Source organism: Bradyrhizobium canariense (assembly GCF_900105125.1).
GTDB classification, from domain to species: Bacteria; Pseudomonadota; Alphaproteobacteria; order Rhizobiales; family Xanthobacteraceae; genus Bradyrhizobium; species Bradyrhizobium canariense_A.
Window position 1 is genome coordinate 2402392 of the sequence record NZ_LT629750.1, and the last position, 26050, is coordinate 2428441.

At 60.9% G+C, this 26050-nt stretch carries 23 protein-coding genes and 1 pseudogene; 5 read left to right on the forward strand and 19 right to left on the reverse strand.

Translation table 11 applies throughout. From position 1 onward, the window contains the following. Nucleotides 1–20: 20 nt before the first annotated feature. The 8 genes from BLV09_RS11615 to BLV09_RS11650 form a co-directional block, all read right to left on the reverse strand. Nucleotides 21–950, reverse strand: coding sequence for a dihydrodipicolinate synthase family protein (locus tag BLV09_RS11615; RefSeq protein WP_146687389.1), 930 nt, complete (start codon nt 948–950; stop codon nt 21–23). A gap of 40 nt (nt 951–990) precedes the next feature. After that, nucleotides 991–2157 carry a glycoside hydrolase family 88 protein gene (locus BLV09_RS11620; RefSeq protein WP_146687390.1) on the reverse strand — a complete coding sequence of 389 codons (1167 nt, stop codon included), beginning with the start codon at nt 2155–2157 and terminating at the stop codon, nt 991–993. A 92-nt stretch (nt 2158–2249) separates the two neighbouring features. Next, nucleotides 2250–2702, reverse strand: coding sequence for a MaoC/PaaZ C-terminal domain-containing protein (locus BLV09_RS11625; RefSeq protein ID WP_146687391.1), 453 nt, complete (start codon nt 2700–2702; stop codon nt 2250–2252). Between the two features lie 60 nt (nt 2703–2762). Next, nucleotides 2763–3860: an ABC transporter ATP-binding protein gene (locus BLV09_RS11630; RefSeq protein ID WP_146687392.1), complete on the reverse strand. Its 1098-nt coding sequence runs from the start codon at nt 3858–3860 to the stop codon at nt 2763–2765. A gap of 25 nt (nt 3861–3885) precedes the next feature. After that, nucleotides 3886–4698: a carbohydrate ABC transporter permease gene (locus BLV09_RS11635; RefSeq protein ID WP_100380898.1), complete on the reverse strand. Its 813-nt coding sequence runs from the start codon at nt 4696–4698 to the stop codon at nt 3886–3888. Next, entirely contained in the window at nt 4695–5549 is an 855-nt protein-coding gene (locus tag BLV09_RS11640; RefSeq protein ID WP_244549049.1) for a carbohydrate ABC transporter permease, read from the reverse strand. The genes BLV09_RS11635 and BLV09_RS11640 overlap by 4 nt, the downstream gene beginning before the upstream one ends. 47 nt (nt 5550–5596) lie before the next feature. Then, on the reverse strand, nt 5597–6892 hold the full coding sequence (locus tag BLV09_RS11645) for an extracellular solute-binding protein (protein WP_100380896.1): 1296 nt from the start codon (nt 6890–6892) through the stop codon (nt 5597–5599). 74 nt (nt 6893–6966) lie between these two features. Then, entirely contained in the window at nt 6967–8160 is a 1194-nt protein-coding gene (locus BLV09_RS11650; protein WP_146687393.1) for a CaiB/BaiF CoA transferase family protein, read from the reverse strand. Nucleotides 8161–8458: 298 nt separating this feature from the next. On the opposite strand from BLV09_RS11650, the gene BLV09_RS11655 reads away from it, so the two are divergent. Beyond that, on the forward strand, nt 8459–9559 hold the full coding sequence (locus tag BLV09_RS11655) for a LacI family DNA-binding transcriptional regulator (RefSeq protein WP_146687394.1): 1101 nt from the start codon (nt 8459–8461) through the stop codon (nt 9557–9559). On the opposite strand, the gene BLV09_RS11660 is transcribed toward BLV09_RS11655, so the two are convergent. After that, nucleotides 9556–10737: a glycoside hydrolase family 88 protein gene (locus BLV09_RS11660; protein WP_146687395.1), complete on the reverse strand. Its 1182-nt coding sequence runs from the start codon at nt 10735–10737 to the stop codon at nt 9556–9558. The genes BLV09_RS11655 and BLV09_RS11660 overlap by 4 nt on opposite strands. Before the next feature lie 140 nt (nt 10738–10877). Between BLV09_RS11660 and BLV09_RS11665 the strand changes: the two genes are divergently transcribed. The 4 genes from BLV09_RS11665 (at nt 10878) to BLV09_RS11680 (ending at nt 16852) form a co-directional block, all read left to right on the forward strand. Beyond that, nucleotides 10878–11660 (forward strand): enoyl-CoA hydratase-related protein, encoded by a 783-nt coding sequence (locus BLV09_RS11665; protein ID WP_433994391.1) that lies wholly within the window; start codon nt 10878–10880, stop codon nt 11658–11660. A gap of 395 nt (nt 11661–12055) precedes the next feature. Beyond that, nucleotides 12056–13306, forward strand: coding sequence for an ABC transporter substrate-binding protein (locus BLV09_RS11670; RefSeq protein ID WP_100380892.1), 1251 nt, complete (start codon nt 12056–12058; stop codon nt 13304–13306). 178 nt (nt 13307–13484) lie between these two features. Further along, a complete protein-coding gene (locus tag BLV09_RS11675) occupies nt 13485–14354 on the forward strand; it encodes a branched-chain amino acid ABC transporter permease (protein WP_146687397.1) in 870 nt (289 codons plus the stop codon). Continuing rightward, on the forward strand, nt 14351–16852 hold the full coding sequence (locus tag BLV09_RS11680; RefSeq protein ID WP_146687398.1) for a branched-chain amino acid ABC transporter ATP-binding protein/permease: 2502 nt from the start codon (nt 14351–14353) through the stop codon (nt 16850–16852). The genes BLV09_RS11675 and BLV09_RS11680 overlap by 4 nt, the downstream gene beginning before the upstream one ends. 6 nt (nt 16853–16858) lie before the next feature. Here the strand turns inward: BLV09_RS11680 and BLV09_RS38020 are convergent. The 10 genes and pseudogenes from BLV09_RS38020 to BLV09_RS11730 all read right to left on the reverse strand — a co-directional run. After that, nucleotides 16859–17023, reverse strand: a pseudogene (locus BLV09_RS38020) (AraC family transcriptional regulator); the annotation flags it as partial. Nucleotides 17024–17188: 165 nt separating this feature from the next. After that, the gene (locus tag BLV09_RS11690; protein ID WP_146687399.1) at nt 17189–18085 is read right to left on the reverse strand and encodes an MBL fold metallo-hydrolase; all 897 of its coding nucleotides are present in this window, start codon (nt 18083–18085) and stop codon (nt 17189–17191) included. An 83-nt stretch (nt 18086–18168) separates the two neighbouring features. Then, nucleotides 18169–18876 (reverse strand): ABC transporter ATP-binding protein, encoded by a 708-nt coding sequence (locus BLV09_RS11695; RefSeq protein ID WP_197685041.1) that lies wholly within the window; start codon nt 18874–18876, stop codon nt 18169–18171. After that, a complete protein-coding gene (locus BLV09_RS11700; protein ID WP_146687400.1) occupies nt 18873–19640 on the reverse strand; it encodes an ABC transporter ATP-binding protein in 768 nt (255 codons plus the stop codon). The genes BLV09_RS11695 and BLV09_RS11700 overlap by 4 nt, the downstream gene beginning before the upstream one ends. After that, nucleotides 19637–20605 (reverse strand): branched-chain amino acid ABC transporter permease, encoded by a 969-nt coding sequence (locus BLV09_RS11705; RefSeq protein WP_146687401.1) that lies wholly within the window; start codon nt 20603–20605, stop codon nt 19637–19639. The genes BLV09_RS11700 and BLV09_RS11705 overlap by 4 nt, the downstream gene beginning before the upstream one ends. Then, on the reverse strand, nt 20598–21467 hold the full coding sequence (locus BLV09_RS11710) for a branched-chain amino acid ABC transporter permease (RefSeq protein WP_146687402.1): 870 nt from the start codon (nt 21465–21467) through the stop codon (nt 20598–20600). The genes BLV09_RS11705 and BLV09_RS11710 overlap by 8 nt, the downstream gene beginning before the upstream one ends. Before the next feature lie 3 nt (nt 21468–21470). Further along, nucleotides 21471–22646, reverse strand: coding sequence for an ABC transporter substrate-binding protein (locus BLV09_RS11715; RefSeq protein WP_146687403.1), 1176 nt, complete (start codon nt 22644–22646; stop codon nt 21471–21473). A gap of 56 nt (nt 22647–22702) precedes the next feature. After that, nucleotides 22703–23674: a hydroxymethylglutaryl-CoA lyase gene (locus BLV09_RS11720; RefSeq protein WP_146687404.1), complete on the reverse strand. Its 972-nt coding sequence runs from the start codon at nt 23672–23674 to the stop codon at nt 22703–22705. Nucleotides 23675–23683: 9 nt separating this feature from the next. Further along, complete coding sequence (locus BLV09_RS11725) at nt 23684–24490, reverse strand: enoyl-CoA hydratase/isomerase family protein (RefSeq protein ID WP_146687405.1); 807 nt, start codon at nt 24488–24490, stop codon at nt 23684–23686. Beyond that, the gene (locus tag BLV09_RS11730) at nt 24487–25623 is read right to left on the reverse strand and encodes a CaiB/BaiF CoA transferase family protein (protein ID WP_146687406.1); all 1137 of its coding nucleotides are present in this window, start codon (nt 25621–25623) and stop codon (nt 24487–24489) included. Before BLV09_RS11730 ends, BLV09_RS11725 begins: the two co-directional genes overlap by 4 nt. Between the last annotated feature and the right edge of the window lie 427 nt (nt 25624–26050).

Here is a 26050-nt window from a genome sequence, read left to right on the forward strand (position 1 = left end):
GGCACGATTGTCCGTGGCGTTCAACGTCCCCAATGCAGCGCCAGCGGATTGACTTCACGCGCGAGTTCGATCAGCCCGGCGCGGGTCTGCGGATGGATCTGGTCGAGCGGATGGCGCACGGCCTCGCATTTGATCACGCCACCCTCGGCCATCACGCTCTTGGTCGCACGCAATCCGCATTGACGATTTTCGTAGTTCACCAGCGGCAGAACGTGCGCGTAAGCCGCCGCCGCCTCGGCGCGCCGGCCGGCCCGGTGATGGTCAATCACCGGCCGCAACAGATCCGGCAGCAATGCGCTCGGCATCGTGCCGGTCGCGCCGGCATCCAGATCGGCCATCATGGTGATGGCTTCTTCGCCGTCGAACGGCCCGACGATCGCTTCGCCGCCCGCCTCGATCAAGGCCCGCAGCTTCGCCGCCGCGAACGGCACCTCGATCTTGAGGTAGCTCACGAGCGGAAGCTCGCGGGCGAGGCGCGCCAGGAACGGCACCGTGAGCGTAACGCCACTGAGCGGCGCATCCTGAACCATGATCGGAATTCCGGCGGCGTCGGCCACCTGGCTGAAATGCTCGAACATGCCCTTTTCGTCCGCTCTCAGACCCGCGCCGTGATAGGGCGGCATCAGCATCAGAAGGCTTGCGCCGCGCTCCGCCGCACGACGGGCCCGCTCCGTGGCGATGCGCGTGCTGAAATGACTGCAGGTCACCATGACCGGCTTGCGCCCGGCGACATGAGAGAGGCAGAGATCGACCAGCGTATTGCGCTCATCATCCGACAGCAGGAATTGCTCGGAATAGTTGGCGAGAATGCAGATCCCGTCGACGCCCTGATCGATCATGCAATCCAGCACGCGGCGCTGGCCCTCGAGATCGAGATCGCCGCTGTCCGTAAACGGCGTCGGCGCCACAGGGAATAGCCCGCTATAGATGGGCGTGACGGATTTCGCCATGAGTGTCCCTCCCGAACCTTCGATTTAGATTCTTTTGCTACTAAATCCTTGCGGCTTCGACCAGACCATCCAGCACGTTGAGCGATTCAAACAGATAATATGAGCCGAAGATCGTCTCCGCATTTGTAGCCGAATCCTGGGCACGCGCATCGCGCCGCTTGTTGAAGCAGGCGCCGACCAGCATGCCGTCCGGCCGATCGCGGTTTTCGCCGACAGGCGTGAGGAAATTGCCGACCAGCGCAGCCGCCGTTCGCTCGCCTGCGTCCCGGTATCTGGCACGGTGGCCTTCGGACAGCGCAAGTTGCGCCAGCTTCAGCAGGGCCGAACAGGTAATCGCTGTCGCGGCTGTATCGGTCTCGGTATCGGGAATTGCGGGATCATTGAAATCCCAGAAGGCAATCATGCTGGACGGCACATTCGCGAGCCACCAATCTGCGCCCTTCATGAGCTGTTCCATCCAGCGCTTTTCCTGCGGCCGGTGCGCCAGCGCGATGGCGGTATAGACCAGGCCCCAGGCTTGCGCCCGTCCCCAGACGCTATCGTCGCTAAAGCCCTTATGCGTGAAATGACGCACAATGCCGCCGTCCTTCGGGTTCAGCTCGCTCGACTGAACGATCGAACCATCTGATCGCATGTGGACATCCAGCACGCGCGACGTGTGACGCGCGGCGACGTCGGCGTAGGAGGCATCGCCGGTTTTTTGCGCGGCCCAGAACAGGAGCGGCGTCGCTTGCAGGGAATCGATGCTGCTGAAGGAGTTGCCGACATCCTCGGATTCCTCGGCGTCCCCTCCAAGGGGAATGAGACCCAATCGATTGTCGAACTGTCCTTTCAGCGATTCCGCGGCTTCCAGCGCCAGTGCGGCTGCATCGGTATCGGCACACAAGACATCGCCGAGCGCGGCGCCATAGTAAAAGCCAAAACCCTTGAATGCGGTTTGCAGCCGGGCGCGAGGTTTCAGCCGGCTGCTCCACAACCGCGCGGCGTCGCGATATCTCGTATCGCCCGTTCGTTTCGCAGCCAGCCACAGCATGCCGGGCCAGGCGCCGCCGGTCCAATCGCCATCCGGGGTCGTCGTCCATTGTCCTGTCTGCGAATTGGCCCAGTGCGGAAACTCGGATTTCAGCACGCCGAGATTCTGGTCGATGCGGCGGCACATCCGCTCGGCGCCCGACGACCAAAGGGATTTATCGCTCGCTGCACTCATGTATTCCTCCCGCTACGGCAACCGCGAGATGGCATCGCGGCGCCGTTATTGTTTTTGACTCAAGGGATTGTATTGCGAATGACCGGACCGGCTCAGGCGGCCCGCTCCCTGGTGTTCAGGGTCCATTTGAGGTAATGCTTGCCGACAGAGACCAGATCACCATGCTGGTTTTTGACTTCGACATTCGCAAGGGTCCGGCGGCGCTCTTCGTCGATCTCACTGATGGTGTAGGTCACGGTCACGGTGTCGTTGATATAGACCGGCTTGAGGAACCGAATGCCGTCATAGCCGAGCGAGACCGGGGTCGAGTCGATCCCCTGGCGAAGGCTCTCCTCGATCATCCGGGTCGAGGCTGTCGACATGAACCCGACCATCAGCGCGCCATGGGCAATCCGCTTGCCATAGATCGAATGGCTCATGAACTCGTCATCGACGTGGTTTTGTGACAGGTCGCCGGTCAGTCCGGCAAACAGATAGATGTCGGATTCCCCGACCGTTTTGGAGAACTTGACGGAATCACCGATCTTGGCGTGCATCGCAGTCATTTAACCCATCCTCGCGTTGTGTCGTTTGCCTGGAACACCGGCGGACCGGCATCATTCAGATCATCTAATTGCAGCTTCAGTCTCCCGGTCGAAGAAGTGCAGTGCCCTCCGTTCAACCCACATCTGCGCCGGCGCATGAAGCGCGATCTCGGTGTCGGGTGCGATGCGTGACACCATGATCGTCGCATCCGCGGCGTCCAACCCGACGACAAGTTCCGAACCAAGCTGCTCTGTCACCGTAACCTGACCGGTGAATGACGAGCCTGCATCGCCGGTGGCCACGCCGAGATGGATATGTTCGGGTCGGATTCCCAGGGTCACGGCCTTCGCGCCACGTTTGCGAAGAACATCCGCCTGCTGCGGCTGGACATGAATATCGAAATTTTTCGCCCGGGCGCGCAACTCACCCTGCTCATCGGACAGCTCGACATCGATGAAATTCATCGCGGGAGCGCCGATGAAGCTCGCCACGAACCGCGTTGCCGGACGATTGTAGATATCCAGCGGCGTGCCGATCTGCTGAATCCAGCCATCCTTCATGACGACAACCCGATCGCCCAATGTCATGGCTTCAACCTGGTCATGCGTAACATAAACCGACGTCGTCGGCACCCTCTCGCGCAGCGCCTTGAGCTCGATCCGCATTTGCGCCCGAAGCTTCGCATCGAGATTGGACAGTGGCTCGTCGAACAGGAACAATTGGGGCCGGCGCACGATGCAGCGGCCGAGCGCGACGCGTTGCTGCTGACCACCCGACAATTGGAACGGCTTGCGTGAAAGCAGCGGATCAAGCCCGAGCATTTGCGTCGCACGGGCGACTTCGGCCTGAATTTCGGCTTCGGAAACCTTTCGATTTCGCAATCCGAAAGCCAGATTATCGAACACCGTCATGTGCTGATAGAGCGCGTAGTTCTGAAACACCATGGCGATGTCGCGGTCCTTCGGCGGCAGGTCGTTGACGACCTTGCTGCCGATGGAGATCGTCCCGGAACTGATGGTTTCGAGGCCGGCGATCATCCGCAGCGTCGTGGACTTGCCGCAACCGGACGGTCCGACAAGCACGACGAATTCCCCGTCGGCAATATCGAGACAGACCTCGTGCACGACCGGAATCGTGCCGTATTTCTTTACGACGTCGCGTAAAACGACTTCTGCCATCGCAATCCTCTGGAATAAATCCGGTCTACATTCGCAGGCCGCGAATGACGTATTTCTGGCCAAACACCGTCACGAGCAGCGCCGGCAACATCGCGAGCACCGCTGTCGCGCTCATCAGATTCCACTCGGTGCCGGTTTCCGTGACGAATTGCGCCATCGTGGACGTGATCAGCGGTGTCCGCTGACCCGACAGGATCAGCGCAAACAGAAATTCGTTCCAGGTGGCGAGCCAGCACAGAATGGCCAGCGCGGCGATACCCGGCAATGCAGCAGGAAGGGCCACGCGGCAGAACGCACCCCATCGCGTGCAGCCGTCGATCAGCGCCGCATACTCCATCGACGGATTGATACCGTCGAAAAAGCCTTTCATCAGCCAGGAGAAGAAGCAAACATGCACGGCGATGTGCGGGAGCAGCAGGCCGATATAGGTGTCGTAGATGCCGAGCCGGGTATTGACGAGGTAAAGCGGCAAAACCCAGGAGATGTAGGGAACGGTGCGAAAGATATAGATCGTCGCGAACCAGCTTCGCTGGATCCATCCGCCGAACCGCGACAGCATGTAGCCGCTGCCGACGGTGATCCCGAGCGAAAGGATGGTCGCCAGCGTCGACAGCACGAAGCTGTTCCACATCGCCTGCATCACCTGCGACTGATGCAAGACGTCGACAAAATTACCCAGCGTGAAGCGCGTGCCGCGCCAGATGTAATACACGCCCGACGCCGGACGGATCGAGGTCACGCCAAGAATAGCCACCGGCCCGACAAACAGGACGAAGATCGCCAGCGCGCTGATCGCGAAAACGGCACGCCGCAAGGCGGCGACGACAAGCCCGGTCATCGCGACACCTCCATGGTGCGGTTGACCAGCTTGTAGAGCCCGATACCGACAAACAGCATGATGATGGCGCCGGCTCCGGCTGCTGCCGCGCCCCGGCCGAAATCGAGATTCACGAATGCCTGAACATAGGTGTAAACGCTGAAAACTTCGGTGCTGCGAGCCGGGCCGCCGCCGGTCAGAATCCAGACCTGATCGAAAGTCCGGAAGGCGTCGATCGAGCGGATCAGAATACAGACGATAATCACCGGCTTCAGCATCGGCAGCGTCACGCGCCGAAACGTGCACCATGGCGTTGCAGCGTCGATCCGCGCGGCTTCGAACGGCTCAGGCGGCAAGCTCTGCAACGCAGCGAGCAGGATGATCGTGAACCACGGCGTCCAGATCCAGATGTCCGTCATGATGACCAGCGCGAAGCTCGGCCACCGGTCGGAGAGCCATGGAATATCGGGCAACCCGAGCCAGGACAAAAACGTCGGGATGACGCCGAACTGATCGTTGAACGACCATCGCATCATCGTCGCCGTGATCACCGGCGCGATCGTCAGCGGCAGCAGGATTACGGTGCGCAGCAGCGGACGGCCGAAGAACGGACGATTGAGAAGCGAAGCGAGCGCCAGGCCGAAGACCAGTGAGACGGTCACCGACACGATCATGAGGATGAACGTGTTCGGCAGCACGATCTGCAGGAAGATCGGGTCGGTGAAAACGGCGATGTATTGCTTCAGCCCCACCCAGGTCTTGAGCGGGTGGACCAGAGACCAGTCCCGGAAGCTCGCGTTCATGCCGATGAGAATCGGAATGATCTGGAAACAGAGCAGGACCGCCGCAGCCGGCGCGATGAGAAGGAGCATGAAGCGCTCCTTCTCATCCAGTCCCCGTCTGGTGAATGGCCCAGCCATCAATTGGCCGTCGCACCATTGTGGATCATGTCTACCGATGCCTTCAGGGTCTGCGCTATATCCTGGCGGCTTCCCTTCATCGCGCGGATCAGCGTGTCCGAGTACATCTTGTGAACGGTCGCCCAGCTACGGAAATAATAAGCATCGTGCACGTGATCGGCCGTAAACAGGATGCCGTAGAGCTTGCGCCAGCCCGCATCATTCTTCTCCAGTGTCGGCCAGACCTTGGTGTTCGGCGGCGGACCGCCGGTCTGATTCCACTGCTCGATCTGACCATCGGCGTCGCCAAGCATCGCGCCAAGAAGCTTCTTCGCGGCCGCCTTGCGATCGTCCGGGATCGTCTTCGGAATCGACCAGCCCCAGACGTCGATCCAGGTCCGCACGCCCTTGTTCATCGGGCCGACCGGGAACGAAGCGATGCCGACCTTTCCGGCGACCGAGGACTTGTCCGGATTGTTGAATGTCCCCAGAAAGGTCGTATCCGCTACGGTGAACGCCGCGTCGCCGGCCTGGAAGATGGCGTTGGCTTCGTCGCGCGAGTAGGTGGTCATGCCTGGCGGGCTGATCTTCTTGTCGTTGAGCGCGTCCCACCAGAATTCGGCCGTCTGCAACTGACATGCCGAATCGATCATCGGTTTCCAGCCTTCGGCGGCCAGCTTGTTGTTGTCGCGCTCATAGGCCGGCGCGTAGATATCGCAGCCGTTATTCCAAAGGGTCCACCAGAAGCTGAAGAAGGTGTTGGTGTAGCTCATGCCGCCGACATAGCCCCACTTCACTTTCTTCTCGGACTGCAGCTTCTGGCTGATCTTGACCAGATCGTCCCATGTTTTCGGCAGCTCCGCCTCGGGGATGAGATCGGTCCGGTAGAACAGGATGCCGGCGGTCGTGGTCATCGACACCGCCGTTGTCTTGCCGTCGGCATTGTGGAACGGCTCGAGCTGCCCCTTCTCGACGTTCAGCGCATCCGGCACGTCATCCAGCGGCTCGAGATACGGCGCGAGATCCTGACCCCAATCGTCGTTGTTCCAGATGATATCGCACTGGTCGCTGGCACCCGACGTCAGCATCTGCGTGGTCTTCGGCAGATAGACCGCATAGGACGCCACGGTCTTGTTGAGCTTGATGCCCTGCTTGGCCGCCCATTTTTCCAGGATGGCGACGTTCGCCACCTGCACCGGGTGATTGATATAGCAGATGTTCAGCGTCGTTTCGGCCTGTGCGGATGCCGCGAAGCCCAGAAAAGCGAGAGCGCCGGCAAACGGCAGCACACGCAGGATGTGACGTCTCAAGCCCATGTCTTTTTCTCCCTCACGCACGCCGAATGCGACGGCGATGATGCGATTTTTTTGTTGATCGAGATTGACGAGAACTACGACGGGACGCCGACCGCTCCTTTGGCGTAAAGAGCCTGGAGCTGCCCGGCGTCGTAACCCAGCTCCTTCAGGATTTCCTCCGACTGCGCACCGAGCTTCTGCGGCGGCAGCCTCACCTCGGGCACCTCACCGTCGTAGCGGACAGGATGACTGACGAGCGTGATCGGCGAGCCGGTCGCGCCTTTGACGGTCTGGAAGCTCTTGTTGTGGGCGACCTGCGGATCGGCCACGACATCGGAATAATCGTTGACGGCGGCATGCCAGATGCCGCGTGCCTCCAGCAGCGTCAGGCATTCGGCCGTGGTTCGCTGCGCGAGATTCGCCGCGATCGCAGGCGTTGCTTCGTCACGCCGGCTGTAGGCTTCGTTGTCGGGAACGCGCTGATCCGCCGGGATGCCGAGCGCATCGCCAAGCACGTCAAGCGAGCCGAGCGAAATGGCGATATGACCGTCCTTCGTGGCATAAATGCCATAAGGCGCGCCGTAGTACCAACCCGCGATCGGGCCGGGCTGGCGCACGTCATCGGGCCTCTCGCCATTCAGATAACAGGTGAACGATTCCATCTGCAGGTCGATGGCGGCCGACAGCAGGCTGACATCGACACGACAGCCCTGCCCGGTTCTTTCCTTCTTCACGAGCGCGGCGAGAATGCCGGCGGCAAACAGCGCCGCGCCGTGATGATCGATCGCGGAGACACCAACGGCCCGCGGACCGTGCTCGCGCGTACCGGTAATCGTCGCAAGGCCCGACATTGCCTGAACCAGCAAATCCTGACCGGGCCGATTGACGTAAGGTCCGTCGGCGCCATATCCGGATGCCGCGGCGTAGATGATATCGGGCTTGATCTTCTTGGCCTCGTCGAAGCCCAGGCCAAGCTTGTCGAGCACGCCCGGCCTGAAGTTTTCGGTGATCACGTCGGATCTCGCGATCAGCTTCCTGGCGACCGCGATGGCTTCCGGCTTCTTCAGATCAAGCGTCAGGCTGCGCTTGTTACGGTTGCCGGTCAGCAGCAGCATGGTTTGACCGTCAACGCGCTTGTCGGCCCCGCCCCATTTGCGCTGAAACGCGCCATCCGGCGGCTCGATCGCAATCACATCAGCCCCGAGATCAGCGAGAAACTGCACGCCCACCGGGCCCATCAGGAAGTGGTTGAAGCTAAGAATTCGGATGCCTTTGAGGAGATCGACCATCGGTTTCTGCTTGGCTTTCGTCAGGCCTTGCCCATGAGGCATTCCAGCCGCGATTTCTGAAATCGTTTTCAGAACTAGCCACCCGGGCTGGCCGAGTCAAGCGCAGGTCGCCCTCCGGCTTGCCAAGCGCGACGCGGTCGCGCAAAAGGTATCGAGGTGAGATATACAGCGACAGCGGGCCTCCTCGTCATTTGGCAGCTTCGCTGGTCAGGTTTTTCGGCCCCGCCGGTTCGTCCGGACCTGCGCCGATGAGCGCGATCCATTTCGTCAGACACCAGCCCCGCGTGAGCAAACTGAAATGGACAAAAAGTCAGGCGCAGATCCCGGTCATCGGCTCAATACCAAGGTCAAGATCGAGGATGTCGCGCGAGAGGCGGCGGTTTCTGCCGCCACCGTTTCGCGCGTGCTGAACCACCCGGAAATTGTTCGTCCCGAATTGCGCGACAAGGTCGCCCGCGCCATCGCCAATCTTTCCTACACGCGCGACAGCGCGGCGCGCGCCCTGAAATCGGGCCGGATGCGGACCATCGGCGCGATCGTTCCGACGCTCGGGCTCGGTATTTTCGCCGAAGGCGTGGAAGCCCTGCAGAACCGGTTGAGCGAGAGCGGCTACACCCTGTTCATCGCCAATTCGCAATACGACCAGCGCCGCGAATTGCAGGAAATGCAGAGCCTGATCGAGCGCGGCATCGATGGTATCGTCCTTGTCGGCGGGTCGCACGGCCCGGAGTTGCGTGCGCTGCTGCGACAAGCCAACGTTCCCGTCATCACGACCTATGTTTCGAAGGCCCAAGGCGGCATTCCAGCCATCGGAATCGACAATCAGCGCGCGACGCGCGAATTGACCCAATACCTGCTTCGCCTCGGCCACGTGCGCTTCGGCACCATCGCCAACGTCCCGCCGTCGAACGATCGCTCCCGCGCGCGCCTCGAAGGCATTCAAAAGGCGCTCGCCGAGGCCGGTATCCATCTGCAGCCCACCCAGATCGTTCGCGCCGATCACTCGCTGGCGCAGGGCCGCAGCGCGTTGCGGCAATTGATGAACGATCATCCGGATATCACGGCGATCATCTGCACGACCGATACGCTAGCGATTGGCGCTATGGCGGAGGCGCGGAAAATGGGATTGGACGTCCCGCAATATCTTTCCATTACCGGGTTCGACGACGTCGAGCTCTCGGCCCAGGTCGATCCGCCGCTGACGACCATCAGCATTCCGGCGGCCGAGATCGGCCGCGGCGCGGCCGACTATCTGATCAACGCCATTGCGGGAATGCCTATCCCCAAGAGCGTTCAGCTGCCCCACCGGCTGATTATGCGGGCATCGACCGCACCGCCGCGGACAAAGTCATCGACGCCGCGGCGGACCACAACCAAAAGCAGTCCCAAGCGACGCTAGGCACGCAGACGTTTTGGAACGGCGCGAAGCTTGCCGGGCATCGTTGCGCTGCAAAGCGCTTCGGCGAAGAAGAAATCGCCAAACATCACCGCACTCTCCACGCCCTGGTTATGCGGCTTCGAATAGCAGCCTTGCCGCAACAGGCCGCGATGCGACGGCTCGGTCGCAAGGTAGCGCTGACAGAGCACGGTCAGCATATCGAGCGCCTGCTGGCGCCACTGCGCCGCTTTCTGCTCGTCCGGATGCAGCGCTGCCAGGTCGAGCAGCGCGGACGCGACAATCGCCGAGGCCGAGGAATCGCGCGGAGCGTTGGGGATCGCCGGATCGTCGAAATCCCAAAACGGAACCAGATCAGGGCCTGTCCGCCGCAAATAATAGTCGGCCAGCGTCTCCGCGAGATCGAGATACTCGCGCTTTCCGGTGGCCTCGGCGGTGCGCACATAGCCATAGATCGCCCAAGCCTGCCCCCGCGGCCAGCACGATTCGTCGGCGGAGCCCTGGAACGTGAAGCCGCGTTGCCGCTCACCTGTGGCGAGATCGTATTCGACCGCGTGATAAGTCGAATGGTCGGGGCGAATGAACGCGCCGCGCGTCATCATGGCGTGGGCCTCACCCGCCAGGACAAAGCTCGCATCCCGATGGTAGATGCCGGCCCAATACAGCAGCGGCAGATTGGCCATCGTGTCGATCGCAGACGAACGGCGTCCGCGCTCGTCACCCAACGGTCCCCAGGACGAAATGTAGCTTCCCTTTGGCGTCATGATCAGGCGGCGACGCAATTGCTCGGCGGCACGGAGCGCCAGATCGCCATAGCGCTTCTCGCCGGTAATGTGGTGCGCGGCGATCGCGCTCGGGTAGAAGATAAAGCCGATGTCGTGGGTGTTGCCATCCTCGGCGCGCTGCGCGACCAGCAACATCCGCTCCTCCGCCAGCCGGAGATATTTTTCGTCGCCGGTGCGCAGATACGAGATCAGCAGCAGCCCGACCCAAAATCCGCAGAACCAGTTGCCGTGGCTCCAGTCCTTGCCGCGATAGCCCGCCGAGAGCGACGCCGGCATCGTCGACCACGAACCTGACGGCGCGGTGACATAGGGAAATTCAACGCCCAATGTCGGCTCGTCCTCCAGGAGCTTCCGGGCGCAAAGATCCAGCGCGTCTAGCAGCAATCGTTCCGTCATCCTTCGCCCCTCGTTCGTTGTCCCGCCGGCTCGTTCGGGCGACGTTCCCGGCCAAAGATCCAGGCGCCCCCGAAAACCGCTATCTCAGAAAACGATTTCAGTGTAAACGCCTTTGCAGACCCGACAGCTGGAGCCGAATGTTGAACGCCCCGACCGAACTCGTTCTTTCGACCGTCCCCTCCCCCCATGTCCTGCAACTCACGCTGAACCGGCCTTCGAAACGCAACGCGCTCAGCAACGACCTGATCGCGGCGCTCGCCGCCGGCCTGCGCGCCGCCGCGCTGAATAGCGACGTCCGCTGCGTGGTCCTCGCCGGCGCCGATACGTTCTTCTCGGCGGGTGCGGACATCAAGGAGATGCAACAGCGCGGCTTCGAGGCGATCGACAATCCCGCGCGCCGTTCGGCCTGGAAGGACATCGCCAATTTTCCAAAGCCGCTGATTGCGGCTGTTGAAGGCATCTGCTTCGGCGGCGGTCATGAGCTTGCGATGCTTGCGGACATCATTGTCGCGGGCGAGACGGCCACGTTCGGGCAGCCAGAAATCAATATCGGGATATTGCCCGGTGATGGCGCGACCCAGCGCCTGACCCGCGCCTCCGGGAAATCACTGGCGATGTTGATGATCCTGACGGGAGAACCAATTTCGGCGCGGACCGCGCTGCAGGCGGGGTTGATCGCCCAGATCGTCGACGCAGGCCACGCAAAGGCGAGCGCGCTCGCGATCGCGCAGTCAATCGCGCAAAAGCCGCCGCGCTCCGCCGAACTCGCAAAAGCCGCCGTGCTCGCGGCGTTTCAGACGACGCTCGATAGCGGGCTTGAGTTCGAGAGACAGGCAATCCGACATGCCTTCACCACAGAGGATCAATCGGAAGGAATGAACGCATTCTTCGAAAAACGGTCTCCGCAGTACCGCGGCCGCTAGGCTGCCCGTCACAGACGCTGTGGCGGATCTGGCTCATCTCAGCTGTCTGCAGTCCGTGCAGGGCCGCGTTCCGGCTCCCGGACTTGTCGCGGTGATCGAACTGGCCCGCAAGCGCCGTTCTGATCGCGCGACTTATTCTTTCGTACGATAGTTAGTCTTTAGAATCGGAAGTGACTCAAGCGCCTTTCACCGAAAACGATTTCACTGTAAGGTTTTTTCGGCCACGTTTCCGGAGGCTGATTTCAGAGGGCTTTGCAACCGCCAGTAACCAGCCCGCGCTATGGCGCGGCTGTCACGACGGATCGAAAGCCTTCATCTAGTCCTGCCGCCGGGAAAAAACAGTGTCATCGAAACCGCGGACATAAGCGGTTCAAAGCAGCGACAGGGAGAAGATCATGAAGATCAGCAAGAACGATAATGGCTTTGCGATTAGCCGCCGGACGCTTTTGGCGGGAGCGGCGATCGGCGCAACGCAGATTGCAGCACCGTTCGTTGTTACGGCGCGCGCGGCAGAATCGATCAAAATCGGAATGCTTCTTCCCAAGTCCGGACCTTACGCGGTCCAGGGTGAGACCGGTCATAATGGGGCGCAAATCGCCGTCGATGATTTCGGCGGCCATGTGCTGGACCGGCCGATCGAGATCGTGTGGCTCGATGAATCGAGCCCGCAGTCAACCCAGCAGAACATGCGGAAGCTTCTTGAGGAGGAGAAGGTCGTCGCGATCCAGGGCGGCGTATCAAGCGGAGACGTCCTCGCCATCATGCCGGTCGCGGAACAGGCGAAGACGTTGCTGATGGCAACCGGCCCGAACGCCACCGAAATTACCGGCAAGAACTGCGGCAAATACACCTTCCGGGTCGATCTTCCCAACAAGGTGACCGTGCAAAGCGTGTATCCACTGCTCAAGCCGCACGGCAAGAAGTGGTATTTCATCGTCGCTTCGTACGCATGGGGCATCGACGCCTACAATCAAATGAAGGACGTCGTGGTCAAGGATGGCGGAACTGTCGTTGGATACGACCAGGCCCCGCTTGGGACGACCGACTACAGCTCCTACATCCTGAAACTGCGCCAGGCAAAGCCCGACGTGTTGTATGTCGGCCTTGGCGGCACCGACATCACCAACCTCCTGAAGCAGATGCACGAGATCGGCCTCACGCGCCAAATGGCGCTTTCGGCTCCGATCGTAAACGATACGGACCTATGGTCCGCCGGTCCCGAGGCGGCGTTCGGAACCTATCCGAAGCTCTGGAATTACACCGGTTCTCACCTGACGAAGCGGAGCGGTGAGTTCGTCGACGCTTACAAGAAGAAATACGGCGCACCGCCGGAAGTCGAGGGTTGGCAGGACTGGTTTGGTGCAACCGCCATTCTCACGGCCATCAAAGAAACCAAGTCGACCGACTCGGCCAAGCTGGTCGCCTTCCTCGAGGAGCACAAATTCGATGGCTACAAGGACGCAGCGATCGGCTTCCGAAATTTCGATCATCAATTGGTGCAGCCGCTGCTGGTGGCAACGGTGAAAGAAAAGATCACCGACAAGTACGATTACTTTGACGTCGACAGCCAATATCCCAGCGATCCTGCCCAGCTCGACGCCGCCTACGGCAGCCAGGCCGATATCGGCTGCACGTTCAAGAGCTGACCTAGAGCGTTTTCGAGCGAAGTGGATACCGGTTCGCGTGAAGAAAACGCGTCAAATCAAAGGTTAGAGCCTCGGTTCTGATTCAATCAGAACCGAAAGGCTCTGGTCCTTCCGTCGATCGACCGGCGTGGCGGCAAATGCCGCCTCGCTGCTTTTCCATCCAACCAGCGGATACGGCATGACCGAGTTAATTATCTCGCAGGTCGTCAATGGACTTGTGCTCGGCTTTCTCTACGTCCTGATCGCGATCGGACTTTCGATCATTTTCGGAATGCTCGGCGTTGTGAACTTCGCCCACGGCGTTTACTTCGCGCTCGGCGCTTACTTCGCCCTCTCCTTGCGTGACAGCCTCGGTCCGTGGGCGATCGTACTTGCGCCGCTCGGCGTCGGTATCCTTGGAATGGCGATCGAGATGACGCTCATGCGTCCGCTCTACGGCAAGGAGCCGCTGCTCGGCCTGTTCATGACGTTCGGCATCGCGCTCTTTATCGAAGAACTGATCCGGACCATCTGGGGCGCGGCCGGCCGGCCGTTCAATCCGCCGTCGTTTCTATCGGGTTTTATCATCTGGGGGCCGGTTCTCGTTACGAAGTACCGCCTGTTCGTGCTTGTGGTCACGGTTCTCATTCTGGCAGCGCTTTGGCTGTTCCTGCAGGGCACGCGATATGGCCGCATCATCCGCGCCGGCAGCCGCGATCCTGAGATGGTCAGCATGCTGGGCATCAACCTCAAGAAGGTTTTCACCGCGGTTTTCGGCCTCGGAACGGCGGTTGCCGGAGCAGCCGGCGTGCTCGCCGCTCCGCTTTGGAGCGTCGTGCCCTCAATGTCGGAATCGGCCATCATGCCCGCCTTCGTCGTTGTCACGATCGGCGGACTCGGAAGCTTCGGAGGCGCCGTGATTAGCGGCCTTCTGGTCGGAATATCGGTTGCGCTCTCGATCCAGTTTTGGCCGGCCGCATCCACAGCCGTGATGTACGCGCTCATGATCGTCGTTCTTTTGATCCGGCCGCGCGGACTGTTGGGTGAGAGCTGGGAGCGGTTCGAATGAAGTCCGTTCGGAAGTGGCTCTTGCATCCCATCGTGGTGGCCGGCGTTCTATTCGCCGTACTGCCATTCATCCTGCCACGCATCGGATCGACCGCGAGCCTCGCGACCGAGATTGCCATCTACGCGCTCTACGCCCTCGGATTTAACCTTCTGCTTGGATACACCGGGCTGGTTTCGTTCGGTGCATCAGCCTTCTTCGGCGCGGCGAGCTATGCCGCAGGCATCGCGATGATTCATTTGTTCGACAACATGTATCTGTCGATCGTTTTCGGCACCGTGACGGCTGCAATACTCGGGCTGGTCATCGGGCTTCTCATCCTTCGACGTCGCGGCATCTACTTCTCGCTGCTCACGCTAGCGTTCACGCAACTGTTTTACGAAATCGCCTTCAAATGGACCGACCTGACCGGAGGCGAAAACGGTCTGCAGGGAATTTCCCGATCGAGTCTCACCTCGCCGCTGGCCTATCACTACTTTGTGGTCGGTGTCGTGCTTTGTGGCATGTATGCGGTCTGGCGCATCGCTCACTCGCCGTTCGGACGCGTTCTGCAGGCGTTGCGAGACAATGAACAGCGCGTTCGCTGCCTGGGGTACGATACCAAACGCTACAAGCTGGGCGCATTTATCGTATCGGCCACGATTATCGGCCTTGGCGGCAGCCTGCTGACGTTCCTGATCCAGAGCGTCTATGCCGATAACCTCAGTTGGCAGCATGCCGGCGATCCCGTCATGATGACTATTCTGGGCGGCATCCATCATTTCCTCGGGCCGACATGGGGAGCGGCGATCTTCATCGTATTAAGCGACCAGTTGAGCTCGGTGACTGAGCACTGGTGGCTATTCTTCGGCGCGATCCTGATCGCCTTTATCCTGCTTTCACCCGAAGGCGTCTCTGGAATCTGGTTTCGACTGACGGGACGGCGGCACTGGACCTTGACCGCCGAAGACATTCCGCCGCGGCCGAGAGAACTCGGAAGCCTGCTCGACGTCGAATCCGTGTCATCGGCTCCAGGAGATGATTTGGTTCTTGAGGTTCGCGGTTTGTCGAAGAGGTTTGGCTCGCTGGTCGTCGCCGACAAGGTCGACGTCAGAGTCAGGGCAAATACGTTGCACAGCCTGATCGGTCCAAACGGCGCCGGCAAGACGACTTTTTTCAACATCCTGACTGGATTGATGCCGAGCGAAAGCGGAACGCTGACGTTTCGCGGCCGCGACATCACGAACATGCCTGCCCACAAGCGCATCGACGCCGGGCTTGCACGGTCCTTCCAGATCGTCAGCGTCTTCACCAACCTTACTGTTTTCGAGACCGTACGCGTCGCGGCGCAAGCGCGTTCGCCATACCGCGGCTCGCTTTGGCGAAACGCCTATCGGCTGCCCGGGGTTTGTGAAAAAGCGTGGACGCTGCTTGCCACCGTGGGTCTGGCAGAGCGCGCGAACGAGTTGTGCGCGAATCTTGCGCACGGCGAACAGCGCCTGCTTGAGATTGCGGTGGCACTTGCGACCGACCCGGAACTGCTCTTGCTGGACGAGCCGTTGGCCGGCCTTGGAGACGCCGAGCGCGAGCGGATCGGCATCCTGATTCGGAAACTGTCCCGGAGCCACACCGTCCTGCTGATCGAGCACGATATCGATCGGGTTCTATCGCTGTCCGACCAGATCACGGTCTTGCATCAAGGCCACGTCATCGCGGAAGGCGAGCCGTCCGCCATTGCCAACGATCCGAAAGTGCTCGAGGCCTATCTCGGACGTCACGGCATCCGCCGTTCCGAACCGGCATCGGCGCGAGCCGTTACGGCCACTCGCCCGCCTCTCCTTACGCTCGCCGGTGTCGACGCCGGCTACAATGCCAGCCGCATTCTTCACAGCATCGATCTTGAAGTGCGCCAGGGCGAGGTGGTCGCCCTACTCGGGCGCAATGGCGTCGGCAAAACGACGACGCTGCATACGATCATGGGTTTGCTCAAGCCGACCAAGGGCACCATTACATTCGACGGCAAAAATATAACTTCGCTGTCGCCGGATCGGGTTAATCGGCACGGTATCGCGGTGGTGCCGGAGGGCCGCCGAATATTCCCGAATCTTACCGTGACGGAGAACCTCGCGCTGGCCCAGCGGGACGGCGGCTGGCCTCTCGACGAAATCTATCGACTGTTTCCCAAATTGCGCTCGCGCCAGGACGCCCGCGGTGAGAACCTCAGCGGAGGCGAACGGCAGATGCTGGCGATCGGACGCGCGTTATGCGCGCCGCAGAAGCTCATCCTGCTCGACGAACCTTTCGAGGGGCTTGCCCCATCTGTCGTGGCCGAAGTGTGGGCGGCCATCGGGCAGCTCCGTGAAACGACCAGTATTCTGCTGGTCGAACACAAGGTCGACCTGGTGCTTGATCTCGCGGACAGCGCTTATGTCATGGTCAACGGCGAGATCGTTTATGCCGGGCCGAGCCACGCCCTTCACGCCGATACAGAGCTGCAGGCGAAGCTGCTGGGCGTCGGTTAGATGTAGGCTCAGCGGCACGACGGTATCGCCCACGACGAGCTGGGTGTCGGCCCCCTCGACCTTCAAAAGGACATGGCAGTGCGGATGGGCATGTCGGACCAGGGACGCGTCCATATCGAGCAACGCGACCCGGCCAAAACTTCCATGGGCAATGCGCCGCGCCGTGGACATCTCACCCTCCCGCAATCGACATTCTTTCTTTGCGGATAAGCATACGCCCGGCAGCGTCGAACACAATGGGAACACGGAGGTCTGAATGCCGACGCGGCAGCCGGCATCGTCACCTTAGTTTTCGGAAGTCCAGCTCTTCGAAGCCCGCACGCCGCGGGTTTGCCTTCAGCGGTCAGAAAACTGGAATCGGAAGCTGTCGCGATACCTAACAATTCGGCCCACGGTTGGTTCGGGGAAGTGAGCCGTCAAGAGAACCGTGGCGGTGTCCGCATATCGTTCCAGGATGCCTCGACGGGTGGCCACGGCCTGCGCGCGATCAAAATCCGCCGCGATCGAAAGATGCGGATGCGTCATCTGGACCGGGTGATGAATGGCATCACCGGAGAGCAGCGCATGTTGGCCGCCACCCACGACGTGGACGCTGAAATGACCGGGCGAATGGCCCGGCGACGGTTCCAGCCAGACCCCCTCGCCCAGCTCGACCTCGACGCGGAAATCCGATGCCACCATCATCGCCTGACCGCTTTCGACCACGGGCAAAACGCTGTCGGCGAAAGAACCCCGGTTGACCGGCGTCGGCGGGTTTTCCGCATGCAACCGATGCCAATGATCGTATTCATGCTGGCCCATGATGTAGCGCGCATTGGGAAAGGTCGGCACCCAGCGCCCGTCGATCAGCTTGGTGTTCCATCCGACATGATCTGCATGCAAATGCGTGCAGAGCACGACGTCGATATCTTCCGGCCGCAACGACAGCGCTGCCAGCTCCTGCAGGTATGGCGTATCAAGCATGTGCCAGGCCGGCATCGATTGCCGCTGCTTGTGGTTTCCGCAGCAGGTGTCGACCAGAATATTGTGACGCGGCGTCTTCACCACATAACTGTGGAAACTCAGGAAGACGACTTCCGCTGCGGGATCGATGAATTGCGGTCCCAGCCATGTGCGGCCATCGGCCAGTATTTCGGGGGTGATGTTCGGCATCAGCGACGTTGCCTGCATTGCAAGGCCGGGCAGTTCCGTAACCTTGCTGATCTCGATGGTCCCGAGTTTTTGCGCTTTCACGTCTTTATTCCTCCTGCAGCCAGTGATCCTTGAATGCCGCACGCGGCGGCAAAGTGTTTCGTGGCGTTAGCTGCGAGGAAACCTCACAGATAATATCGCCGCCCCAGTTCGGCGGCGCCGGCCTTCAGCACGCTGCCCTGATCCTCATGCACGATCTGGCCGGCGCGCAGGATGTAGAAGCGATTGCACGTCAATGCCGCCAGTCCAATGTTCTGTTCGACCAGCAGAACGGTCGAGCGTTCCTGCTTCAGGGTTTGCAGAATGCGGCCGATCTCCTGAACGAATTGCGGCGCAAGACCGCCTGAGGGCTCATCCATCAAGAGAATGCGGGGAAAACCCATCAAAGCGCGGCCGATCGCCACCATCTGCTGTTCACCGCCGGATAGCGTGCCGACCAGTTGCGCGCGTCGTTCGGCCAGCCGGGGAAACAGCTCAAGCACCCATGCAAGGCGCTGTTTGACGGCGTCGGCATTAACACCGGCGCGCTTCCGCATGCCGCCGAGTTGCAGATTCTCCAGAACCGTCAGACGACCGAAAAGGTCGCGCATCTGCGACACCTGCACCACGCCTTTGGCAAAGGTCTGGTGCGGTGCGCGTCCCGCAATATCAGTACCATCGAGAACGACGCGTCCGCGAGCCGGAAGAAAGCCGGTGATTGCATTGATCAAGGTGCTTTTACCGCTGCCATTAGCGCCGAGCAGCGCGACGATCTCGCCATCGTTCACCTGCAGCGAAACACCGTGCAGGATTTCGCTGTTTCCATAACCGGAAAAGACATTGTCGATGTTCAACACAGTTCGCTGTATCCCAGATAGGCTTCCAGTACGGCCGGGTCCTGTTTGACTGCGGCTGGCGTTCCTTCCGCCAATCGGACTCCGGAGTTCAGCACAACGACCTTGTCGGAAACCGACATCACGAGATCAAGCACATGCTCCACCAGGAGAACCGAGATGCCGTCTCGCGCAAGGGTCTTGAGAACCTGATCCAGATGTTCGATTTCAAGCGTCGTCAGTCCGACGGCCGGTTCGTCGAGCATCAAGAGCTTCGCTGGGACCGCGAGCGCTCGGGCGATCTCGACAATCCGGCGCTGTCCGGAGGACAAATCCCGCACCAGGGCCCGCTCCAGGTTCAGGATACCCATGAGGTCGAGCAGCTCGCGCGCCCTGCGGATCGCCTCCCCCTCCATCCGCCGGGCCGAAGGCAGCGCCAGCGCGCCCGCGACAAGTGGAATGTTGTGCGTCTGATGGAGGCCAACCATCAGATTTTCAATCACCGTGATATCCTGGAACAAGCCGCCGTTCTGAAACGTGCGGCGCACGCCGGCCGCCGCAATCTGATGGATCGATCTGCCGGTTAACAGCGTGTCGTTCAAATGGACCCGTCCGGTGGAGCGGACATAGCCACCGATCGCGTTGAACAGCGTCGATTTGCCGGCGCCGTTGGGCCCGATCACGGCACAGATTTCGCCGGGCGCAACCTCGAAGCTGACGTCGGAAACCGCCCGCAAGCCGGCAAATTGAACGGAGACACCTTCCAGTTTCAGCCGTGGCGTCATGGAGCGGCTCCGAGATGCCGTTCCCGCAAGCTCGGAATCAGCGCGCACAGGCCGCCGAACAATCCGCTCGGCATGAACAACAGAAGGCCGATCAGCAGGAAGCTGTACAGGATCTCTTCCGCGCCTGCGATGTTGCGCAGGAATTCCGGCGCCGCGGTGAGCAGGACCGCGCCGAGAACCGGGCCGGCCACGGTGCCCATCCCGCCGACCATCACCATGGCAAAGCCGAGCAGCAACTGACCGAGGCTGAAGCTCTCCGGGGCCACCCGCCCGAGCAGGAACGCAAACAGCGCGCCGGCGATGGCCGTGAAGAAGCCACTAAGAGCAAAGGCCGCGATCTTGTAGCGTACGGGGGGAACCGTGAGCGCGGCAGCGGCCAGTTCGCTGGCGCCGACCGACACGATGGCTCTGCCGACCGTCGAGCGGGCGATGTTGCGCACCATCCAGATGCAAACGATCGTCACCACCAGAATGACCACATATTTCGATCTGTCGTCGACGAGATCGAGGCCCAGGAATTGGGCATCCGGCAATTCCATGCCACTGGCGCCGCCGCCGACCGAACCGCTGTGCAGATAGACCCAGTGCATCAGTTCATTGAATGCGAGCGTGACGATCGCAAGCTGAAAGCCGGTCAGCCGCAACGCGGGAAGACCGACGATAAGTCCGGCCAGGCCACCGGCAATGCATGCGCCGAGAAAGGCCACCGGAAATGGCAAGCCGGTGTGAACCAGAATGATACCGTAGCAATAGGCGCCGATGCCGAAGAACGCGGTATTTGCGAACACCAGCTGGCCGAGGAAACCGATCACGAAATTGAAGCCGGTCGCCATCAGCGCATTGATGCACATGAAGGCCAGGATATAGACGATATAGCCATTGGCGAGTTTGGCCGCGGAAAACAACAGCAGCAGAATCAGCGCGAGCGCGATCAGTCCGAGCCTGTTCTTTCTTGTGTCAGACACGGGTGATCTCCGACCGTCCCAGCATGCCGGCCGGATAAACCAGCAGCACGGCGAGGATCACCAAATAGGGAAAGATGTCCATGAACGAGGTCGAGATGTACCCACCGCACAGCTGCTCGCTGATGCCGAGAAGAACGCCACCGAGAACGGCGCCTCCGAGATTACCGAATCCGCCGAGCGTCATCGCGGCGAACGCCTTGAGCAACGTGGCCGCACCCATATCAGGATAAAGCAACGTCACGGGGGCGACGAGAATTCCCGCGATCGCGGCGATCGCGACCGACAGGCCCCACATGCAGGCGCTGAAGAGCGGCACGTTGATGCCGATCAGGGCAGCGCCGCGCGGCGAATGCGATGCCGCCTGCATCAGCTTGCCCAGCGCGCTGTAATTGAAGAACGCGAAAAACACGACCACCAGGACGGCCGCGGCGACGATGATGACCAGATTCTGGCTGGTGAGGACCATGTCGCCGATGAAGATTGGCGGAAAATCAAACACCGACGGCATCGGCTGCACATCCCTGCCCCAGATCATGCGCGTCGCGCCCCGGAACATGTAGGAGATCGCGATCGTCATCATGGCGATCAGCAGATGCGGCCGCGCCGCGATGGGCCGGATCAGAAGCCGTTCGATGGCCAGGCCAACGCCGATCATGACCAGGATCGTCAGCAGCGCCGCGAGGCCGAACGGCATCCCGGCGATTTTCAGAAAGACATAGAAAACAAACGCTCCGAGCATGAACGTGTCGCCATAGCCGAAATTCAGCACGGCGGTGGTGCGGTAGAGGACGGTCATTCCCAGGGCGACGAGCGCATAGATCGCGCCCTGGGATATGCCGCTCAGAATAAGCTGGCCGAGCATCAGCTATTTCTTCGAGCTCGGCCAGGTTTTCACGGAGGCAAGCTTGCCGTCGAGCGAGGTCATCATCTCGCCCGACTTTACGCCAGCGTGATCGTCAGGCGAGAAACTGATCGGTGCGGAGAGCACACCGGTGTCGAAATTCTTCAGCGAGTTGAGCGCATCGATGAATTTCTCGCGCGTGAGATCGGGTCCGGCCTTTTTCAGCGCTTCGACCATGGCTTGGGCCCCGCCGATGCCGGACAGATCGTAGTCTCCGATGGCACCGTCAGGCGCGCCATACTTCTTGATCATATCGACCCATTTGCTCATTTCCGCACCGTCGGACGATCCGCCGAGGGCATGGAAGATGTAGAGGTTCTTGGTCGCGTCGGGATCGTCGACCCGGCGTACGGTGTCCTCGTAAGGCGCGCCAAAACATCCGAGCAGCGGCGCGTCGAGGCCGTATTTATGGGCAGAGCGGACGAAAATCGCCGTTTCGGTCGGATAGAGAAAGGACAGCACGACATCGGGCTTGGACGCGCGCAGCTTCAGGATCTGCGGCGTGATATCGGTCGCGCCGCGCTCCATCGTGACGTTCTCGACGAACTCGATCTTGTACTTATCCTTCAGCAACTGTATCGCCGGATCGAGCTGCGATTTTCCCCAATCGTCGGGATGGCTGATGATCGCCAGCCGCTTGGTGTCCGGGCGCGACATCGCGAAATTGACCAGGGTCTGCGCGACCACCGTGGTGTTTGGAAGGGGCGAGAAAAGATTGGACGCGATCGGATCGACCAGCGAGGCGCCGGCCGCTCCGAGATTCATGAACGGAATGTTCTCGCGCTGGAGCTCCTTCTTGACGGCCATGACAGCGGCGGTGCAGACGCCGCCATGCACGGCGAATACGCCGTCCTGCGATACCAGGCGCTTGGTGGCCGCCACCGCGGTGGCCGGGTTACAGGCGTCGTCCTCAAGAACGACCTCGATCTTGCGACCGTTCACGCCGCCTTGCGCGTTGATCATGTTGTAATAGGCCCGCACCCCGATCGTGTAGCGTCCGAAGATCGCCGAGGTGCCGCTCATCGGCGCGAACATGCCGATCTTGATGGTGTCGCTGGTGACGCCGGGCTCAGCATGGCCTTGCACCGCCGTCAGCACGACCAGCGCAAGCGCGGCCGAACTCACTTTCCAAGTAAACATCTCAAACCTCCCGTACTTTTTATTGAGTTAGACTCTGAGGGTCCTGTCAGAACGATCTATGTCGTCGCTTGTCTTGGTTGTTGCCTGTCGTCGTTCAGAATGCGTCTGAACGTCTTGGGTAGTCCGGCTTTGGCAACCGTTCCGGTAAATCGTTCACCGGGCAGCCAGCTCTCAATCACACGGCGAAGCTCAAGGAGTGCAGCGATATCAATACCCGTTTCAAAACCGAGGCTTTCGACCAGATAGATGGTATCTTCGGTGTTGATGTTGCCGCTGGCGCCGGGCGCAAACGGACATCCGCCGAGGCCGCCGACCGCGCTGTCGAAGGCTCTCACTCCGGCATCGATGGCCGCGGTCACGTTGGCTAGTCCGAGGCCATAAGTGTCGTGGAAATGACACGCGACCGGCGCGCTGCCTGCTTCCCTGAGGATGGCCGACATCAGGCGGCGAACCTGTGCGGGGTTTCCGTAACCGACGGTGTCGGCGACAATCAATTCGTCCGCGCCGATCTCGAGATATTGCGCGGCGATCTTGAGCACCCGCGTCTCGTCCACATCGCCGGAAATGGTGCAGCCAAAGGACGTCGCAATACCGCCTGCGATCACCACCCGCCGTTTCGACGGATCCTTCGCGAGATCGTTGCGGTAGTCGATAATGTCCTTGAAATTGTCGATCGACTGCTGCGTCGTTCGGCGCACGTTCGCCAGATTGTGCGCCTCGCTAGCGGACAGCACGTAGTTGACCTTGGAGAGCCCGGCCTCGATGGCGCGTTGGGCGCCTTTCAGATTGGGCACGAGGGCCGCCGCGACAAAGCCGCCGAGGGCAACCGCACCCCGCGCGACCTCACCCGCATCGGCAAATTGCGGGACAACCGACGGCGGCACGAACGAGGTGACTTCAACTTCCTCGATGCCGGCGTCGCGGGCACGGCCGCACCATTCGATCTTTTGCTCAGCTGTCAGCATCGTCGCGACCAGTTGCAGTCCGTCGCGCGGGCCAACTTCACGAATATGGATGCGCTCCGCCATCGTACTCGCCTATTTGCCTTTGAAGTCCGGCTTGCGCTTTTCGTTGAAGGCATTGACGCCTTCGCGACGATCGCTGGTCGGCACCATTCGGTTGTAAGCCTCGATCTCGAAGGCCAGGCCATCGGATATCGACATATCGACGCCGCGGCGGATGGCCTGCTTGGCCTGCCTGATCGAGATCGGCGCATTGCCGGCGATGCGCCGGACCGTCGCCAGGGTGGCCTCCATGAGATCGGCCGGTTCAACGACTTCGTTGACCAGGCCCCATCGTTCGGCTTCCTCGGCTGAAAACGGCTTGCCGGTCAGGATGATTTCACTGGCCCGGCGTGTACCCATCGCGCGCGTGAGATTTTGCGTGCCGCCCGCACCCGGCATGATGCCGAGCGTCACTTCGGTCAGTGCAAAACGGGCATGACGGGCGGCGTAGATGAAATCGCAGGCCGCAGCGATCTCGCAGCCGCCGCCAACCGCAGCGCCATTGACGGCAGCGACGATCGGCACCGGGCAATTGATCACGGCGCGCACCATGCGTTCGAAGATCGCATGCTGCGCCTGCCATTGCTCGTCGCTCATGGTCCGGCGCTCGACCAGATCGCCACCGGCGCAGAACGCACGATCCCCTGCCCCCGTCAGCACGATACAGCGCAAACCGTCCTGCTGGATTTGCAGCGTCTCGAAGATCGCCATCAGGTCGAGACCCATCTGGGTATTCATGGCGTTCGCCGCCGCCGGCCGGTTCATGCGGACGACGAGCACTGCGGAATCCAGCCGCTCCAGCTCCAGCGTCGGATACGAGGCGGAGAGAAAATCACTCATGTTCCGCTCTTGAAGTTGGCGTTGTGTTCGCCGAGCTTGGGCGCGCGTCGTGACGTGCGCGGCCGCACGCCATCGAACGAAATCGGAATTGAAACCAGCGACAGATTGTCATCGCAGGGCGAATTCAGATCGAGCGCCTTGGTCTGCGGATGATGCGCGACCTCCTCGACGCCGAGCAGTGGCGCATTCGGCACACCGACGGCATCCAGCCGACGCCCGAGCTCGTCCGCCTCGAATCGGGCGACCGCCGCCGCGACGATGGGAATGAGCCTCTCGCGATTGACCACGCGCGCCGAATTGGTGACGAAGTCCGGATCGATCGTGAGATCCTTGCGGTCGAGCACATCGCAGAATTTGCGGAACAGATTGTCATTACCGGCGGCGATCATCAGCCAGCCGTCCATGGTCTCGAAAGCCTGATATGGGACGATTTCCGCGACGCCGGACCCATAGGGCTTGCGCACGTCGCCGGCGGCCTCGTAGCCGGCCAGCGGGATCATCATCCAGGCCAGCCCGGTTTCAAACAGCGAGGTCGAAACCTGCGCGCCCTCGCCCTGCTTCATGCGGGCGATGAAACTGGCGAGGAAGCCGAGCGCTGCCCACATCCCCGAACCCATATCGACAAGAGAGATGCCGACGCGCACCGGCGGCCTGTTGCCTTCTCCGGTTACACTCATGATGCCGCTGGAGGCCTGCACCAGCGGATCGTAACCCGGCTTGCGCGCCATCGGACCGTTGGCGCCGAACGCGCCGATATCGCACCAGATCAATGAAGGTTTTTCCTTGCGGAATTCCGCTGCCGACAATCCATATGCATCAAGGATTCCGGGCCGGAGATTCTGGATCACCCCGTCCGCCTTGTCGAGGATCAGGCGGCGCAAGGCCGCCGCTTCTTCGGGATCGGCGAAATCGACGGTGATGCTTTCCTTGCCGCGATTGAGGGACGCAAAGGACGACGATGTATCGCCCCAGAACGGCGGGCCCCAGTCCCTGGCATAGTCCCCGTGCTTGGGGTTTTCGACCTTGATCACGCGTGCGCCGAGGTCCGCAAGGATCAACCCTGCATAGGGACCAGCGACACTGTGTCCAAGCTCCACAATTACGACGCCCTCAAGCGGCCTTGGGTGTTTCATGCCTCGCCTCTGTTTGTCGGCACACTAGCAGCGATCATTTGTCCGTCAAGATAACGTTTCATAATTACGCCGGCTTTTGCGAAGACGACAGTTTTGGCAGTCGACAATATGATCTGCACGTCTATAGCGGATAACGACGACAACACTTCCGGCCGATGAAATTGCTGAAGACCTTCATCGGACACCCGCCGCTTTTTGCACTGCAAAAAGGCCGTTTTATACCCCTGCGACTATAATGGATCGCTCTCCATCAGCGGTCGGGCTCGCTATCGCGGCCGATTCCGAGCGTCGGAAATTCAGCGTTGTGAGGCTGATTGACAGAGGCGGCTGACTCGAACTAAACGTGAAACGTTTCATCAAAGGGCCGGGATCGGTGCACGATCAGCTCTAAAACGGTCGCCGGATTGCGCTCAAAGAACGCCAGCGG